Raw genomic sequence first — 14993 nt, forward strand, 5'->3', positions numbered from 1 at the left:
CCCCACCTCGAGGGATGTCCCCGCCGGCCCTTGGGTATGGCGGGTATCGCCGTTATCCCGCCTCGCGGCTTCGCAAACCATGCCCGAGGCGCTTGGCGCTGATCACCGCGGCATCGGTGTGCAGCGACCATGCCTGCGTGAGGCCTTCCATGAGCACCAGAAGCTCGATCTCGCGCCCGGCAAGCCCGGTGGCCTCTCCCGCGCGATGGGCCACCTCGGCCTTGTGCCGCGAGAGCACCTCGCGCAGCGGCACGCTTCCCGGATCGGCCGCCACCGCACCGTGGAACAGACAGCCATGCGCGGTCTCTGTCGCCAACCATGTCCCGACACGTTCGAGCAGCGCGTCGAGCGCGGCCTCCGGCCCGTCCGGCAGCCGGTCGAAAAGATGCGCCAGGTAGCGCGCGTGCCGATGCTCCAGCGCCGCCAGCACCATGTCGGCGCGCGAGGGCATGTATTTGTAGAGCGTGCGCAGGCTGACGCCGGCCGCATCGCGCAGATCCTCGACGCTGGGCTCGGCGAAGCCGCGGGCGGCGAAGGCCCGCTCCAGTCCGGCGGCAATTCTGATCATCGTATCGGTCATGCTTGACGATGTAGAGTGGTCCCTCTACCTACGCAAGTAGAGCAACCCTTCTACCAAAGGAGCAATCCGATGATCCTCCCCGATATGATGAAGGCCATGGTCCTGACCGGGCATGGCGGCCTCGATCGGCTGGAATGGCGCGAGGATGTGCCGGTGCCGCATGCGCAGGCGGGCGAGGTGCTGATCCGGGTCGGCGCCGGGGCGGTGAACAATACCGATGTGAACACCCGCACAGGCTGGTATTCCAAGGCGGTGCGCGGGGATACCGGGTCGGCGGCGGCCCGGGGCTATGATGGCGCCTCCGACGGCGATGGGGGCTGGTCCGGCGCGCTGAGCTTTCCGCGCATCCAGGGCGCCGATTGCTGCGGCGAGATCGCCGCGGTGGGCGAGGGGGTGGACCCGGCCCGCATCGGCGAGCGGGTGCTGGTGCGGCCCATGCACCGGCCCGAGGGCGGCGACGCCGACGCGCTCGTCACCTTTGGCTCGGAGCGCGACGGTGGCTTTGCCGAATACGCGGCAATCGGCGCCGAGAATGCGATCCGGGTCGACAGCGTGCTTTCGGACGTGGAACTCGCCACCTTTCCCTGCGCCTTCTCGACCGCCGAGGGGATGATCCAGCGCGCGGGCCTCGGGGCCGAGCGGGTGCTGATCACCGGGGCTTCTGGCGGTGTCGGCTCGGCGGCGGTGCAGCTGGCAAAGCGGCGCGGCGCGCATGTCACGGCGGTGACCGGTCCGGCCAAGGCGGATGCGCTCCGCGGCCTCGGCGCCGACGCGATCCTGCGCCGCGACGACACGGTGCCCGAGGATGCTTTCGACGTGGTGCTCGATCTGGTGGGCGGTGCGCGCTGGCCCATGTTGCTCGAGGCGCTGGCGGTGCGCGGGCGTTACGTGACCTCCGGTGCGATCGCCGGGCCGATCGTCGAGCTCGACCTGCGCACGCTCTATCTGAAGGACCTGACGCTGACCGGCAGCACCCGGCAGGCGCCGAGCGTCTTCACCGATCTGGTAGGCTATATCGAGCGCGGCGAGATCCGGCCCGTCCTCGCCGAAACCTATCCCCTGCACGAGCTGCGCGCGGCGCAGGAGGCGTTTCTCGAGAAGGCGCATATAGGCAAGATCGGGATCGCGGTCGCAGGCTGACGCGGGATCCCGGCCCTCTCCTGGCCTCGCCGGGTCACATCGCGCCATGATGCCGCCCCGCCCATTCCCGCGGGCCGGACGCGCGATCAGTCCGGCGGGCCGTAATGGGCAAGGACCATGTCGATGCAGTCGGCGATGACGGCATCGGCATCCACCCCCGCCTTCGCACCCATTAGGAATTGCGGCCAGACAAGGAAGTGCTTCACCATCGACAGGAGCTGGCCTGCCGCGAAACCGGGGTCGCCTTGCCGCAGCGCGCCGGCCTGCATGGCCTCCGCGATCAGGGCCTGGATCGGGCCATCCTGCATCGCGGCCCTGGCGAAGAAGGCCTGCGCCAGATCCTGATCGCGCAGAAGCTCCGACATGACCAGCCGGTTCAGACCCATGTATTCCTCGCCGGTCAGATGGCCAACGTAGTCCTGCACTGCCGAGAACAGCTGGCCTCGCAGGGGCGCGCCGGGCAGGTAGCGCAGCTTCGGCGTGGCCGCGATCTCTTCGAGCAGGATGTCGGTGATCGCCTGGAACAGCACCTCCTTGCTTTCGAAATGCTTGTAGAGCGTTCGCTTGGACACCTCGGCCAGTTCCGCGATGCGGTTCACGCGCGCGGCGGGAAAACCCTGCTCGCGGAATTCGCGGATCGCCGCATCCAGAATATCTTTTCTCTTCTTTTCAATCAGTTTCATCGATTCCGTTCCGCCGAACTGCATCTTTGTAAACACTAGGGTTTACATTTTGCGCCGCTCTCTCCTATGTAAACACCACGGTTTACAAACGCAAGCGCCGCGGCGCGAAAGGGTATCGTGATGAAATACAGGCAACTTGGGCAGTCTGGCCTTTACGTGTCGGAGCTGACGCTCGGCACCATGACCTTCGACAACGAGGGCGGCAGCTATGCGGGCATCATGGGCGCCACGGGGCAGGAGCTGGCCACGCGCATGGTCGATCTGTCGATCGAGGCGGGGATCAACATCTTCGACACGGCCAACGTCTACAGCTCGGGCGTCTCCGAGGAGATGCTCGGCCGCGCGCTGGGTGCCCGGCGCAAGGACATGCTGATCGCCACCAAGCTTGCCAGCACCCTGAGCACCGGGCCGAACGATCTGGGCAGCAGCCGGCTCGCCATCATGCGCGAGGTCGAGGCAAGTCTGAAGCGGCTCGGCACCGATTACATCGACCTCTATCAGGTCCATACCTTCGATTATACCACCCCGCTCGAAGAGACGCTGCGCGCGCTGGATGACCTCGTGCGGCAGGGCAAGGTGCGCTATATCGGCCTGTCGAACTTCGCCGGCTGGCAGATCGCCAAGGCAGACGGGCTGGCGCGGCAGCTGGGCTGCGAACGCTTCGTCTCCGCGCAATCCTATTACAGCCTCGTGGGACGCGAGCTGGAACGGGAGATCCTCCCGGCGGTGCGCGATCTCGGGCTCGGCACCTTTATCTACAGCCCGCTCGCAAGCGGCTTTCTGAGCGGCAAGTACGCCCGTGACGGCGAAGCCGCGGGCCGGCGCTCGGGCTTCGACTTTCCCCCGGTCGACAAGGATCAGGGCTTCGGCATCCTCGATGTGCTGGCCGGGATCGCCGAGGCGAAGAACGCCTCGGTCGCGCAGGTCGCCCTGGCTTGGCTGCTGCACAAGCCGGGCGTGACCAGCGTGATCGTCGGCGCGCGCAAGCAAGAGCAGTTGGTCGATAATCTCGGGGCTGCCGATATCGCGCTGGGCGACGAGGAGATGGCGCGGCTCGACGCGGTCAGCGCGCTGAGGCCCGAATATCCCGGCTACCTGCCACGGATGCGGCGCGGCGACAGCCTCTTCGCCCGCCGCGCCGGCTGAGCACGCTCAAGGACAACCGGCATCCGGCCGCCACCGCATCGAAGGATCAAGACGATGGAACAGACCCAATTCGGACCCGAGGGTTGGACGCCGGGCCGCCTCGGCACCCTTTCCGGCAAGACCTATGTCATTACCGGCGCCAATGCCGGGGCGGGCTTTCAGGCCGCGCGCATCCTGCTGGGCAAGGGCGCCCGGGTCGTGATGCTCAACCGAAGCGCCGAGAAATCCGCCGCGGCCGTTCAGGAGCTCAAACAGGAATTCGGCACGGATGCCGAGATTGGCTTCGTCCGGATGGACCTGGCTGAACAGGCCTCGGTGCGCGCCGCCGCCCGAGAGGTGCTGAGGACCGTGCCGCGCATCGACGCGCTGATCTGCAACGCGGCCATTGCGCAGGTGCCGACGCGCAAGCTCACGCCGGACGGCTTCGAGAGTCAGCTCGGCACCAACCATTACGGTCATTTCACCCTGTGCGGGATGCTCTTCGACCGCATCGAGGAGACGCGGGGCCGGATCGTGGTCGTGGCGAGCCTCGGGTACAAGATGGGCCTGCGCACCATCCGTTTCGACGACATGAACTGGGAGAAGGGCTACAGCGCGAACCCCGCCTACAGCCAGAGCAAGCTGGCACAGATGATGTTCGCCTACGAGCTTCAGGACCGGGTGAGCGCCGCGGGCCGCGCCGTCGAGATCCGTGTCTGCCATCCCGGTTCCTCGCGCACCTCGCTCATCACCACCAGCGGCGGTTGGGGCACCCGGATCATGTTCAAGCTGATGTCGCTCTCGCCCATGGTGCAGTCGGCCGAGAAGGGCGCCTACCCGGAAGTCATGTGCGCCACGCAGGACGGGCTTGCGGAGCGTGCGCTCTACGGGCCCACCGGGCGGATGGAATGGGTGGGTCCGGTCGGGCGCGGCACGCTGGAGCCCCACGCCCATGACAAGCCGGTCATGGTCCGGCTCTGGGAGCGCTCGGAGCGGGACACAGGCTTCACCTGGTCGCTGTGACCCCGCCTCCGCCTTCTTGCCGTCCCCACGGGGGCAGCCCCTCGTCGCCCCCGTGGCGGCAGGGGAGGCTGGCCATGGACGGCGCGGCGGCCGCCGGCGACCGGGCGCGGGGCTGCTCCCGCCCGGCCCGGCCCGGCAGAACCCGGCGCGGGCGGGCCGCGATCTTTCGGGCAGATCCGTGCCATTCGCCGTGACGGCCGCCCCAAGGCTCCGCCCGCCGGCGAATGCGCCTTGGGTTGCCGGAGCGCCGTGGTTTCCTATCGCCGCGGCGGCAGGTGATCGGCGATGAGCCCCTCGATCGCCTCGACGATGACGCGTACCCGCTCGCGATCCCCGGCCTCCGCCTGGGGTTGTGCGAAACGCCCGGCGTCATTGTCGAAATACCGGCCCGAGGCGCCGGCGAAGGCGTCCGACAGGGCCGCGCGCACAAGGATATCGGCGCCGATGCCGATATCGTTTCCGGCAACGCCGAAGCCCTCCTTGACCATGCGGGTCGCAAGGAGCGAGCCGGGGTTCACGGCCACGGTGACCGGACCGTCGGGGCCGAGCTCGGCGGCAAGGGCCTGCGACCAGATCGTCAGGGCGAGCTTGCTCTGCGCATAGGCGTCCATCGCGGCGAGGGGGCGCCCATCCGTCAGCGCGCCGAGATCGACCGGCGCCTGCGCGGCCGATGAAAGATGGATGATGCGTCCGCCGGCGGGGATCGACGGCAGCAGGCGGCGGGTCAGAAGGGCGGGGGCAAGGGTGTTGACCGCAAAACGCAGATCGAGCCCGCCCGGCAGGCGCGCATCCGCGCTCTTGAGCACGCCGGCATTGTTGATCAGCACGTCGAGGCGGTCATGACGCGCGGCAACCTTCTCGGCCAGGCCGGCCACTTCGCCAAGCTGCGACATCTCGGCGCGATAGGTCTCGACCGGGCCGGCGCCGGCGATTGCGCGCAGCTCCGAGGCCGCCGCATCGAGCTTGCCCGGATCGCGGCCATGCAAGAGCAGGTGATGGCCCTCGGTGGCGAGGCGGCGGGCCGTCTCGCGGCCGATGCCGTCGCTCGCTCCGGTGATCAGGATGGTCTTCATGTCGGTCTCCTCGGCAGGCGGGGCGCGGCGAAGGCCGCAAGGGGGGATTTCGCCCCCCGGCGCGGGCCGATCGTGGCCGGCCCCGGGGGGTCATCGTCGCGCTCGGGCGGCGCGCCTGGTGCGGCGGGGCCGCCGCGGGGCAGGGCGGCCTAGAATCCGCCGAGCACCTGCTTGCCGATCACCCGGCCGCTCTCCTGGCGTTCATGGGCGGCGCGCAGCCTCCCGGCCTCCAGCGGCCCGAGCCGCTGGGTGACGGTCGAGAGCAGGGTGCCGTCGTCGATCATCTGCGATACCCGGTTCAGCAGATCGCGCTGCGCGGCGATGTCCTCGGTGCCGAACATCGAGCGGGTGAACATGAATTCCCAGGAGATGGTCAGCGCCTTGGGCTTGCCCGGCTTGATGTCGAAATCCTTCGGATCGTCGATCAGCGTGACATGCCCGCGCGGGGCGATCAGCGCGACGATCTGCTCCCAGTGCTGCCCGGTGGCCGTCAGGGCCGCGACATAGCGCGGCGCGAGACCGAGCGCGCTCACCTGCGCGGCAAGCGGTTCGCGGTGGTCGATCACGTGATCGGCGCCCATCTTGCGCACCCATGCGCGCGTCTCGTCGCGCGAGGCGGTGGCGATCACCGTCAGCCCGGTCAGCGCCTTCGCCAGCTGTATCAGGATCGAGCCGACCCCGCCGGCGCCGCCGATCACCAGGATCGCCTCGCCGTCGCCGCCGCCCTCGGGAATGCGGAAACTGTCGAAGAGCATCTCCCAGGCGGTGATCGCGGTCAGCGGCAGACCGGCGGCCTCCTCGAAATCGAGGCTCTCGGGCTTGCGGCCAACGATGCGCTCGTCGACGGCATGCAGCTCGGCATTGGTGCCGGGGCGGGTCACGTCGCCGGCATAAAACACCGTGTCGCCGGGCTTGTAGACCGTGACCGCGTCGCCGGTCTCGCGCACGATGCCGGCCGCGTCGAATCCAAGGATCCGGTGGCCGGCCTCGGGCGCTGCGGCCGCGCGCAGTTTCGTGTCGACCGGATTGACCGACACACCGCGCACCTCGACCAGCAGGTCATGCGGGCCGATCTCGGGGCGCGCAGCCGTGACTTCGACCAATGCGCCGGGGGCGTCGATCGGGCCGGCTGTATCGTATCCAATGGCTTTCATCCGTTTCGTCTCCAGATCATGTTCACTTGCCGTCATGGGTAAGCCTTGCGGGAAAGACAGAAAAGGCAAACTCTGGAGTTCAGAATTCGCCTTCCGGATATAATCCCCGGACAGGACGGCCCGCCTCCTCCCGGGATGGCCGCCGAACGGCGCGGTATCGGTCCGGGGCTGCGGGTGCCGTCGGCTTGCCGGAAAGACGCGCGCGATCTTGCGCCCCCGTGATCGCCCCTTCTGGACAGGCGCGCGGGATAGCAGGTAGATGGGCGCGCGCGAACAGACCCGTGCGAACAGGCCCGTGCGGTCAAGCACGTGCGGCCCCGCCCACGCGCAGGGGTCCATGCAGATGAGAGGGGCGCCCGTGATGGCAAAGCCGAACACCCCGCCCCCTGTGGCGCGCGGCCCGTGCCGGGACCGGCCGGACCGGTGATGACAACGCGCCCCGCCCCCGCCGCGCCGGCCCGCATGATCGGTGTCCTCTTCGGTCTTCTGGCCGCCACCGCATGGGGCACCACCGGAACCGCGGCCACCTTCGCGCCGGAGGTTCCGGCAGTGGCGATCGGCGCCGCGGCGATGGGTATCGGCGGGATGCTGCAGGCGCTCATCGCCATTCGCGGGATCCGCTCGGAGCGCGGTGCCCTCCTGCGCCACCGCCGCCCGCTTCTGGTGGGGGCGATCTGCGTCGCGATCTATCCGCTGGCCTTCTACGCCTCGATGCGTCTGGCCGGCGTTACCATCGGAACCGTCATCTCCATCGGGTCCGCTCCGCTGATCTCGGCATTGATCGAGAACCGCGTCGAGGGGACGCGGCTCACCCTGCGCTGGGGCATCGGGGCCGCGCTGGGCATCGGGGGCATGGCGCTTCTGGGGGCCATGGAGGGCAATCACGAGGCGCTCGCGCCGAACGTGCCGCTGGGCGTGGCGCTCGGCCTGCTGGCGGGCATGACATACGCGCTCTACGCCTGGTGCGCGCGGCGACTGATGCAGCATGGCATCGAGGCACGCGCCGCGATGGGGGCGACATTCGGTCTGGGCGGGCTCTTGCTGATGCCGGTTCTCTTCGCGGCGGGCGATCCGTTCCTCGACAGCGCGAGTAACCTGATGGTCGGGATCTACATGGCAACCGTGCCGATGTTCCTGGGCTATGTCGCCTTCGGTATCGCGCTGTCGCGCCTGCCGAGCAGCCAGGTGACGACCCTCACGCTCTTCGAGCCGGTCGTCGCCGCGCTGCTGGCCATCGCCGTCGTGGGCGAGCGGCTTCCGCCCCTCGGGTGGCTCGGCGTCGGGCTGATCATCGCCTGTCTTTTCTGGAATGAGGCGCCGTTGCCCCGCCGCCGCACCCGCCGCACCCGCACCCGCCTATCCGCCCTCCGGCGCTGATGGCCAAATCCATGCACGGGCCCTGGGATCGGGTCCGCACCGCTATGACGAGGGCTGCATGCTGACTGGAACGGACCTTGACGAGCTGACCGCGTTCCGCCGGGAGCTTCACCGTCATCCGGAGCTTTCGGGGCAGGAGGTCGGGACGGCCTCCATGATCGCCGCCGCATTGCGGGACCTGTCCCCGAGCCGGATCCTCACGGGGCTCGGGGGGCATGGCGTGGCCGCCGTCTTCGACAGTGGCCGGGAGGGGCCGACCGTCCTCTTCCGCGCCGAGCTCGATGGCCTGCCGATCGAGGAGCGCAACGACATCGCCTGGGCCTCGCTCCATGCCGGCAAGAGCCATGTCTGCGGCCATGACGGCCATATGGCGATGCTGCTGGCGCTGGGGCGCATGGCGGCGCGCCGGCCCGTGGCGCGCGGGCGGGCCGTGCTGCTGTTCCAGCCGGCCGAGGAGGATGGCAGCGGCGCGCTGGCCGTGATCCGCGATCCCGCCTTCGCGGCGATAAGGCCGGACTGGGCCTTTGCCATCCATGTCCTGCCCGGTCACCCGTTCGGCCATGTCGCGGCCCGCGCCGGGCTGATCAATTGCGCCTCCATGGGGTTGCGGATCGCGCTTTCGGGCAAGACCGCCCATGCCGCCGATCCGGGGGCCGGGCTCTCCCCCGCGCGAACCGTGGCCTCCTTGATCCCGGACCTCGAGGCGCTCGGACGTGACGGGCCGGTCGATGAGGGGTTCCGCCTGGTCACGATCACCCATGCCAGGATAGGCGAGCCGTCTTTCGGGGTGGCCCCGGGAGAGGCGGAACTCTATGCAACCCTGCGCAGCGCCAGCGATGCACAGCTCGATGATCTCGAGACCGCGGCGCGCGGCCTTGCCGCCGCGGCGGCGCGCGATGCGGGGCTCGGCCTGCGCTTCGAGACCTGCGACAGGTTCGCCGCCTCGATCAACGACCCCGAGGCCGTCGCGGTTGCCGCCGCGGCGATGGGGGCGGCCGGGATCACGCATGGCGAAGCCGGTCTTCCGATGCGCGCCTCGGAGGATTTCGGCGTGTTCGGTTGGGGCGCCAAGGCGGCCATGCTGTGCCTTGGCCCCGGCGAGGATCATCCCGCGCTGCACAATCCCGATTATGACTTTCCCGATGCGCTGCTCCCGGTGGGAAGCGCCATATTCGAGCGTATCATGCGCGATCTCCTGGGGCATGCCGACGCGCCGCCCGCCGGAGACAGGCCGCTCGCGCCCGAAGCCTGACCGCGCGCGGGACGGCCCGGCGATCGGCGAGCGCGCGCCCCGCTTGAAGCGGCAATCATGGAAGCGCTGGGCCCAATCGCGCCGGGTCCGTTCGGGCCCGCGTTCGGCGAGGCCGGTCTGACCGGGCCTGCGGCCCTACCCGGAAGGGCCGGGTGATCCCTGCGGTGCCGGACCGGTGCCGAATATCCAGGCCCCGTCCGCACGCTCGCGGCGCCAGGCGATGCCGCGATGGTGCAGATGCTGGCAATGTGCCATCGCCTCGACGAGGGCGAGCCCGTATTCGCCCCCCCTGATGGGCCGCCTGTAGAGCAGGTCGAAGCATTCCGCGGCACTATGCGCCGTGGCGAGGAAATCGGTCAGCCTGCCAAGCGCCGCATGATGGTTGTCGATCAGGTTGCGCAGCCTGTAGGGCAGGCCGGTGAAGGGAAGCTTGTGCCCCGGCAGCACGAGCTGATCGTCGCGCGCGCAGTCCAGCAGCCGCGTGCAGGCGGTGATCCAGTCCTCCACGGGATCGGCCTCGGGCTCGGTGGCGTAGAGCCCCAGATTGGGCGAGATCGAGGCGAGAAGCTGATCCCCCCCGATCACCAGCGGCGCATCGCTCGACCAGAGCGTGACATGCGCCGGCGCGTGTCCCGCGCCCATTCTCACTTGCCATTGCTGCCCCGCGGCGGTCAGCGTGTCGCCCTCGCCAAGCCGGGTGAAGCCGAGGGGCAGGGGCGCCGAGACATCGGCGAAGTTGAAGGGCCGCTCGTTGCGGCGGCGCTCGAGGATATCGGGCGCCATGCCGCCCCTGCGCCAGTGGCGCACCGTTTCCCGTGCCGGGCGCTCCTGGACATCGAGGATCATCATCCGCGCGAGCAGCCAGGCCGTGCGCGACATCATCAGCTCGGCGCCGTGATCGCTCACGAACCAGCCGGCAAGGCCCACGTGATCGGGGTGGTGATGGGTCACGATCACCCGCCGCACGCGCCGCCCGGCGAAGGGACCATCCAGAAGCGCGGTCCAGATCGACCGCGTGGCCGGATCGCACAGGCCCGGATCAACGAGCGTCAGCCCCTCCTCGTCCTCGAGGATGTAGGCATTGACGTGATCGAGGGCCATCGGCAGGGGCAGGCGGACCCAGTGGATCGCCTCGGCGACCCGCAAGGGGCGGCCGAAGGCGGGCGGCTCCGCCCAGGGCATGCGGATCGCCGCGCCGGAGCGCGCGGCGGTCACAGGTCCTCTGTGCGATTCGCATAAAGCCCGCCGGCACCCTCGCGCGCCTGGGTCAGCAGCCAGGAATATTCCGGCAGCATCCGGCGGATGTAGAACCGCGCCAGCTCGGTGCGCGGCCCCGGTCCCGCGCTGGTCGCCGCGCGCAGGTGGAAATGGGCCCCGAGCACGCGTGCGAAGGCCCGCAGATAGGGAACCGCCCCGGCGAAACGGTCGTCCATCCGCTCTTGCGCGACCATCCACTCGGTCGTCTCGCGCAGGGTCTCGGCGGCGTTCCAGACCCGCTTTGCGAGGCGGGGATTGGTGGCGCGGGCGGTTTCGGCGCCGGTTTCGATGTCGTCGAGGATCTTGCCGGCGGTCCGCCCGCCATCCATCAGCTTGCGCCCGACGAGGTCCATCGCCTGGATGCCGTTCGTGCCCTCGTAGATCGCGAGCACCCGCCCATCGCGGACGAATTGCGCGGCGCCCGTCTCCTCGATGACACCCATGCCCCCATGGACCTGGATGCCGGTCTGCGCCGCGGAGATCCCCACATCGGTCCCGAAGGCCTTGGCGATCGGGGTGAGGAAGGCGGCACGGTCCTTCCAGAATTGCTCGCCGGTCGCGCTCGCCATGTCGGCCGATACCGAACAGCCCAGAGCGATCGACCGGGCGGCGAAGATGTCGGCCTTCATCTCGAGCAGCATCCGGCGCACGTCGGGATGGCCGAGGATGCTTCCGCCGGGCTCGTTGTTGCGGCCCTGGACGCGATCGCGGGCATAGGCGAGCGCATGCTGGTAGGCGCCCTCGGCCACGCCTATCCCCTGCACCCCGACGCCGAGGCGGGCGTTGTTCATCATCGTGAACATCGCCGCCATTCCGCCATGCTCCTGGCCCACGAGCCAGCCGATGGCGCCGTCATATTCCATGACGGCCGTCGGCGAGCCGTGCAGCCCGAGCTTGTGCTCGAGCGAGATGACGCGCAGCGCGTTGGCCCGGCCGGGATTGCGCGCCGCGTCGGGGATGTATTTGGGCACGAGAAAGAGGCTGATCCCCTTGGTGCCGGGCGCCCCGTCCGCGAGGCGGGCCAGGACGAGATGGCAGGTGTTGTCGGTGAAGTCGTTGTCGCCCCAGGAGATGTAGATCTTCTGGCCGGTGATCTTGTAGGTGCCGTCGCCCACCGGCTCCGCCCGGCTGCGCAGCGCGCCGACATCCGAGCCCGCCTGCGGCTCGGTCAGGTTCATCGTGCCGTTCCATTCGCCCGAGATCAGCTTGGGCAGGTAGATGGACTTGATCGCGTCGCTGGCATGATGCTCGAGCGCCTCGATCTGGCCCTGGCTCATGAGCGGAGCAAGCTGCAGCGACAGGCAGGCGCTGGCCATCATCTCGTTCACCCCGGTGGCAAGCGCCATGGGCAGGCCGAGACCGCCATATTCGGGATCGGCGGCCATTCCCACCCAGCCGCCCTCGGCCACCGCGCGGTAGCCCTCGGCGAAGCCCGGCGAGGTGCGCACGACGCCGTTCTCAAGCCGCGCGGGATGCAGATCGCCGGACCGCTGCAGGGGCGCGAGCTTGTCCTCGCACATCTTCCCGGCCTCGGACAGGATCGCGGCGGCCATGTCGGGTGTGGCATCGGCGAAACGCTCGGTCTCGGTCACCCGGTTGAGCCCCACCAGATGTTCGAGAATGAATGTGAACTCGCCCGTGGGCGCGGTATAGGTCATGGGGTCATCTCCTGGCTGCGGCGACATCTTGGCAGAGCGCGGCGCAACGCATATGCACTTGTTCGGTTGCGCCAGAGGATGGGCGAGGCCTGTTGCACCGGCAACCGGGACGCAGCGTCACGAGGGAAGGTGCGAAACATGCGGACCCTGGAGCTCGAAGCGGGCGAGGTCGGAGAGGCGGCGCGCCTGCTGCGCGAGGGACGGCTGGTCGCCTTCCCCACCGAGACGGTCTACGGGCTGGGCGCCGATGCGCGCGACGATATCGCGGTCGCGCGGATCTTCGAGGCCAAGGGCCGACCGCAGTTCAACCCCCTGATCGTCCACCTGCCGGATATGGCATCCGTGGAGGCCGTGGCGGAGCTGTCCCCCGACGCGGCCCGGCTGGCGGAGGCTTTCTGGCCCGGCCCGATGACGCTCGTTCTGCCGCGGCGGGAGGCGGCGGGCCTGTCGCCGCTCGTCAGCGCCGGTCTGCCGAGCATCGCGGTCAGGGTGCCTTCGGGCGCGCTCGCCCGCTCGCTTCTGACGCAGGCGGGCATTCCCGTTGCCGCGCCCTCGGCGAACCCGTCCGGGCGCGTCTCGCCGACGCGGGCCGCGCATGTCCTGAGGGGGCTGTCGGGGCGGATCGACGCGGTGCTTGATGGCGGCCCCTGCGCCGTCGGCCTCGAATCGACCATCCTGCAGCCGCGGTCCGCATGCGAGGGTGGCGGTGTGCGCCTGTTGCGACCCGGCGGGCTGGCCGCCGAGGCCGTCGAGGCCTGCCTTGGCGCGCCGCTCCTGCCGCCGCCCGCGCCGGGGGGCACGGATGGCGAGACGCCGGCGGTGACCGCGCCGGGACAGCTGGCCTCGCATTACGCGCCCGCCGGCCGCATCCGTCTCGACGCGGATGCCGCCGAGCCCGGCGAGGTGCTCCTCGGTTTCGGTCCGGTGGAGGCTGCCTACAATCTGTCGTCCGCGGGCGACCTGGTCGAGGCGGCGGCCAATCTCTTCGGACATCTGCAGGCCCTCGACCGTGCCGGCGTGCCACGCATCGCCGTCTCGCCGGTGCCGCGCATCGGACTCGGGCGCGCGATCAACGACCGGCTGGCGCGGGCGGCGGCGCCGCGCTGAGGGGCGCGCTCACGCCCGGCCCGCGGCGCCCGACAGAAGCATCGGATCGACCCCGATCCCCTCGAGCGCAGCGCTCCACTTGAGCCTGTCGGGCGTGCCGAAGACGATCTGCGGCGTGGCATCGGCGATCAGCCAGCCGTTGCGCGCGATCTCCTGCTCGAGCTGCCCGGCCTGCCAGCCGGCATAGCCCAACGCGAGCAGAAAATCGCCCGATTCCTTCCCTTCGGCAAGACGGCGCAGCGCATCGAGTGTCGCGGTCATCTCGAAATCGGCGCCGATTCGCAGGCTCGCCTCGTCTTCGAACTCGGTGGCGCGGTGCAAGACGAAGCCCCGTCCGGTCTCCACCGGCCCGCCGACATGGACGGCATGGGCCGGCAGCCCCGGACGCGCCCCGATGCCAAGCTGATCGAGCAGGTCGAGAAAGGTGATCTGCTGCGCCGTCTTGTTGACAATCAGGCCCATCGCGCCGTCCTCGCCATGCGCGCAAAGCAGGATGACGCTCTTGTCGAAGCGTGGATCGCCCATGCCCGGCATGGCCACGAGCAGCTTGCCGGCGAGCGTCTGGGCTGGATCGGATTGATTCATTCCATGGATAATGCAGCAGGCCTGCCACGTTGCAAGGGGGCGTGGGAGCGGGCTCTCGCCAAGTCGTGATTTCCATCCCGGCGAGGCGTGCTTACTGTATGGCCGATGACATGCATCTCCACCCATCGCCCGCGCCGTGCCGCCGCCATTCTCGGCGCCGCGGCCCTGCTGCTCGCCGCTCCCCATCCGGGGTCCGATGGCGAGCTGCGCCTCGCCGCGCCAGCCGCCGCGCAACCCATGCCGAGCATGGCCGAACTCGAGATCCTGCCGGGCTGGCGCGACGGCTCCGGCCGCCATGTCGCCGGGCTGCGCATCTCGCTCGATCCGGGGTGGAAGACCTATTGGCGGGCGCCGGGGGATGCGGGCATTCCGCCGCATTTCGACTGGAGTGGATCGCGCAACATCGCCGGGGCCGAGGTGCTCTGGCCCGCGCCCGAGGTCTTCACCTCGAACGGGCTGACCTCCGTGGGCTACGTCTCGGACGTAATCCTTCCGATCGTTTTCACGCCGCGCGACCCGGACCGTCCCATCAGGCTGGAGGGCCGCGTCGATCTCGGTGTCTGCGAGAATATCTGCGTGCCGGTCTCCATGAAGGTCTCGGCCGCGCTCGAGCCGGGGGCGCGCTCCGCCGATCCGCGCATCGTGGCCGCGATGGACGCGCGCCCTTCGTCCGGCGCACAGGCCGGGGCGGGACCGCTCACCTGCGCCGTCACCCCGACCGAGGGCGGTCTGCGCCTGAATGTCGAGGTGACGCTCGCGCCGCGCGGCGCGGGGGAGCATGCGGTGGTCGAGCTGGGGCGCGCCGGGGCATGGGTCTCGGAGGCCGAGCTGGTCCGGGACGGCGACAGGCTCTCCTCGCAGGTGGATGTCGTGCCGCCGCGCGGCGCGCCCTTCATGCTCGACCGATCGCAGGTGCGCCTCACGGTGCTGGGCCCGCGCGGTGCGGTGGACATGCAAGGCTGCACCGGGGGGTGATGGC

At 69.7% G+C, this 14993-nt stretch carries 14 protein-coding genes; 7 read left to right on the forward strand and 7 right to left on the reverse strand.

Annotated features, from left to right (window positions below; translation table 11 throughout):
• Positions 1 to 52: 52 nt before the first annotated feature.
• Positions 53 to 568, reverse strand: coding sequence for a TetR/AcrR family transcriptional regulator (locus PMES_RS08480; RefSeq protein ID WP_236549749.1), 516 nt, complete (start codon positions 566 to 568; stop codon positions 53 to 55).
• An 81-nt stretch (positions 569 to 649) separates the two neighbouring features.
• Here PMES_RS08480 and PMES_RS08485 point away from each other — a divergent pair, with 81 nt between their 5' ends.
• The gene (locus tag PMES_RS08485; RefSeq protein ID WP_159965280.1) at positions 650 to 1720 is read left to right on the forward strand and encodes an alcohol dehydrogenase family protein; all 1071 of its coding nucleotides are present in this window, start codon (positions 650 to 652) and stop codon (positions 1718 to 1720) included.
• Between the two features lie 86 nt (positions 1721 to 1806).
• Here the strand turns inward: PMES_RS08485 and PMES_RS08490 are convergent, their stop codons facing one another.
• Positions 1807 to 2403 (reverse strand): TetR/AcrR family transcriptional regulator, encoded by a 597-nt coding sequence (locus PMES_RS08490; protein ID WP_159965281.1) that lies wholly within the window; start codon positions 2401 to 2403, stop codon positions 1807 to 1809.
• Between the two features lie 120 nt (positions 2404 to 2523).
• Here PMES_RS08490 and PMES_RS08495 point away from each other — a divergent pair, with 120 nt between their 5' ends.
• Both PMES_RS08495 and PMES_RS08500 read left to right on the forward strand, forming a co-directional pair.
• Complete coding sequence (locus PMES_RS08495) at positions 2524 to 3549, forward strand: aldo/keto reductase (RefSeq protein WP_159965282.1); 1026 nt, start codon at positions 2524 to 2526, stop codon at positions 3547 to 3549.
• A gap of 54 nt (positions 3550 to 3603) precedes the next feature.
• Positions 3604 to 4551, forward strand: a complete 948-nt coding sequence (locus tag PMES_RS08500; protein WP_159965283.1) for an SDR family oxidoreductase — start codon at positions 3604 to 3606, stop codon at positions 4549 to 4551.
• Between the two features lie 257 nt (positions 4552 to 4808).
• Here PMES_RS08500 and PMES_RS08505 read toward each other — a convergent pair whose 3' ends face one another.
• Entirely contained in the window at positions 4809 to 5624 is an 816-nt protein-coding gene (locus PMES_RS08505) for an SDR family NAD(P)-dependent oxidoreductase (protein WP_159965284.1), read from the reverse strand.
• 149 nt (positions 5625 to 5773) lie between these two features.
• Entirely contained in the window at positions 5774 to 6814 is a 1041-nt protein-coding gene (locus tag PMES_RS08510; RefSeq protein ID WP_236549750.1) for a zinc-binding alcohol dehydrogenase family protein, read from the reverse strand.
• Between the two features lie 390 nt (positions 6815 to 7204).
• Between PMES_RS08510 and PMES_RS08515 the strand changes: the two genes are divergently transcribed.
• Complete coding sequence (locus PMES_RS08515; RefSeq protein WP_201288977.1) at positions 7205 to 8155, forward strand: DMT family transporter; 951 nt, start codon at positions 7205 to 7207, stop codon at positions 8153 to 8155.
• Between the two features lie 58 nt (positions 8156 to 8213).
• Complete coding sequence (locus PMES_RS08520) at positions 8214 to 9407, forward strand: amidohydrolase (protein WP_159965285.1); 1194 nt, start codon at positions 8214 to 8216, stop codon at positions 9405 to 9407.
• 135 nt (positions 9408 to 9542) lie between these two features.
• On the opposite strand, the gene PMES_RS08525 is transcribed toward PMES_RS08520, so the two are convergent.
• The gene (locus PMES_RS08525) at positions 9543 to 10589 is read right to left on the reverse strand and encodes an MBL fold metallo-hydrolase (RefSeq protein ID WP_159965332.1); all 1047 of its coding nucleotides are present in this window, start codon (positions 10587 to 10589) and stop codon (positions 9543 to 9545) included.
• 29 nt (positions 10590 to 10618) lie between these two features.
• Positions 10619 to 12322, reverse strand: coding sequence for an acyl-CoA dehydrogenase family protein (locus PMES_RS08530; RefSeq protein ID WP_159965286.1), 1704 nt, complete (start codon positions 12320 to 12322; stop codon positions 10619 to 10621).
• A 129-nt stretch (positions 12323 to 12451) separates the two neighbouring features.
• Here PMES_RS08530 and PMES_RS08535 point away from each other — a divergent pair, with 129 nt between their 5' ends.
• Entirely contained in the window at positions 12452 to 13429 is a 978-nt protein-coding gene (locus PMES_RS08535) for an L-threonylcarbamoyladenylate synthase (RefSeq protein ID WP_438943233.1), read from the forward strand.
• Positions 13430 to 13438: 9 nt separating this feature from the next.
• On the opposite strand, the gene PMES_RS08540 is transcribed toward PMES_RS08535, so the two are convergent.
• A complete protein-coding gene (locus PMES_RS08540; RefSeq protein ID WP_159965288.1) occupies positions 13439 to 14014 on the reverse strand; it encodes a YqgE/AlgH family protein in 576 nt (191 codons plus the stop codon).
• 105 nt (positions 14015 to 14119) lie between these two features.
• Between PMES_RS08540 and PMES_RS08545 the strand changes: the two genes are divergently transcribed.
• Positions 14120 to 14989 (forward strand): protein-disulfide reductase DsbD domain-containing protein, encoded by an 870-nt coding sequence (locus PMES_RS08545; protein WP_159965289.1) that lies wholly within the window; start codon positions 14120 to 14122, stop codon positions 14987 to 14989.
• Positions 14990 to 14993: the final 4 nt, after the last annotated feature.

Origin of the sequence: Profundibacterium mesophilum KAUST100406-0324 (assembly GCF_009835145.1) — a bacterium.
Lineage (GTDB): Bacteria > Pseudomonadota > Alphaproteobacteria > Rhodobacterales > Rhodobacteraceae > Profundibacterium > Profundibacterium mesophilum.

Excerpts from the sequence above, each read along its gene's own strand:
- PMES_RS08480 (WP_236549749.1), bottom strand. The coding sequence starts at position 568 with ATGATCAGAATTGCCGCCGGACTGGAGCGGGCCTTCGCCGCCCGCGGC.
- PMES_RS08485 (WP_159965280.1), top strand. The coding sequence starts at position 650 with ATGATCCTCCCCGATATGATGAAGGCCATGGTCCTGACCGGGCATGGC.
- PMES_RS08490 (WP_159965281.1), bottom strand. The coding sequence starts at position 2,403 with ATGAAACTGATTGAAAAGAAGAGAAAAGATATTCTGGATGCGGCGATC.
- PMES_RS08495 (WP_159965282.1), top strand. The coding sequence starts at position 2,524 with ATGAAATACAGGCAACTTGGGCAGTCTGGCCTTTACGTGTCGGAGCTG.
- PMES_RS08500 (WP_159965283.1), top strand. The coding sequence starts at position 3,604 with ATGGAACAGACCCAATTCGGACCCGAGGGTTGGACGCCGGGCCGCCTC.
- PMES_RS08505 (WP_159965284.1), bottom strand. The coding sequence starts at position 5,624 with ATGAAGACCATCCTGATCACCGGAGCGAGCGACGGCATCGGCCGCGAG.
- PMES_RS08510 (WP_236549750.1), bottom strand. The coding sequence starts at position 6,814 with ATGACGGCAAGTGAACATGATCTGGAGACGAAACGGATGAAAGCCATT.
- PMES_RS08515 (WP_201288977.1), top strand. The coding sequence starts at position 7,205 with ATGACAACGCGCCCCGCCCCCGCCGCGCCGGCCCGCATGATCGGTGTC.
- PMES_RS08520 (WP_159965285.1), top strand. The coding sequence starts at position 8,214 with ATGCTGACTGGAACGGACCTTGACGAGCTGACCGCGTTCCGCCGGGAG.
- PMES_RS08525 (WP_159965332.1), bottom strand. The coding sequence starts at position 10,589 with ATGCCCTGGGCGGAGCCGCCCGCCTTCGGCCGCCCCTTGCGGGTCGCC.
- PMES_RS08530 (WP_159965286.1), bottom strand. The coding sequence starts at position 12,322 with ATGACCTATACCGCGCCCACGGGCGAGTTCACATTCATTCTCGAACAT.
- PMES_RS08540 (WP_159965288.1), bottom strand. The coding sequence starts at position 14,014 with ATGAATCAATCCGATCCAGCCCAGACGCTCGCCGGCAAGCTGCTCGTG.
- PMES_RS08545 (WP_159965289.1), top strand. The coding sequence starts at position 14,120 with ATGACATGCATCTCCACCCATCGCCCGCGCCGTGCCGCCGCCATTCTC.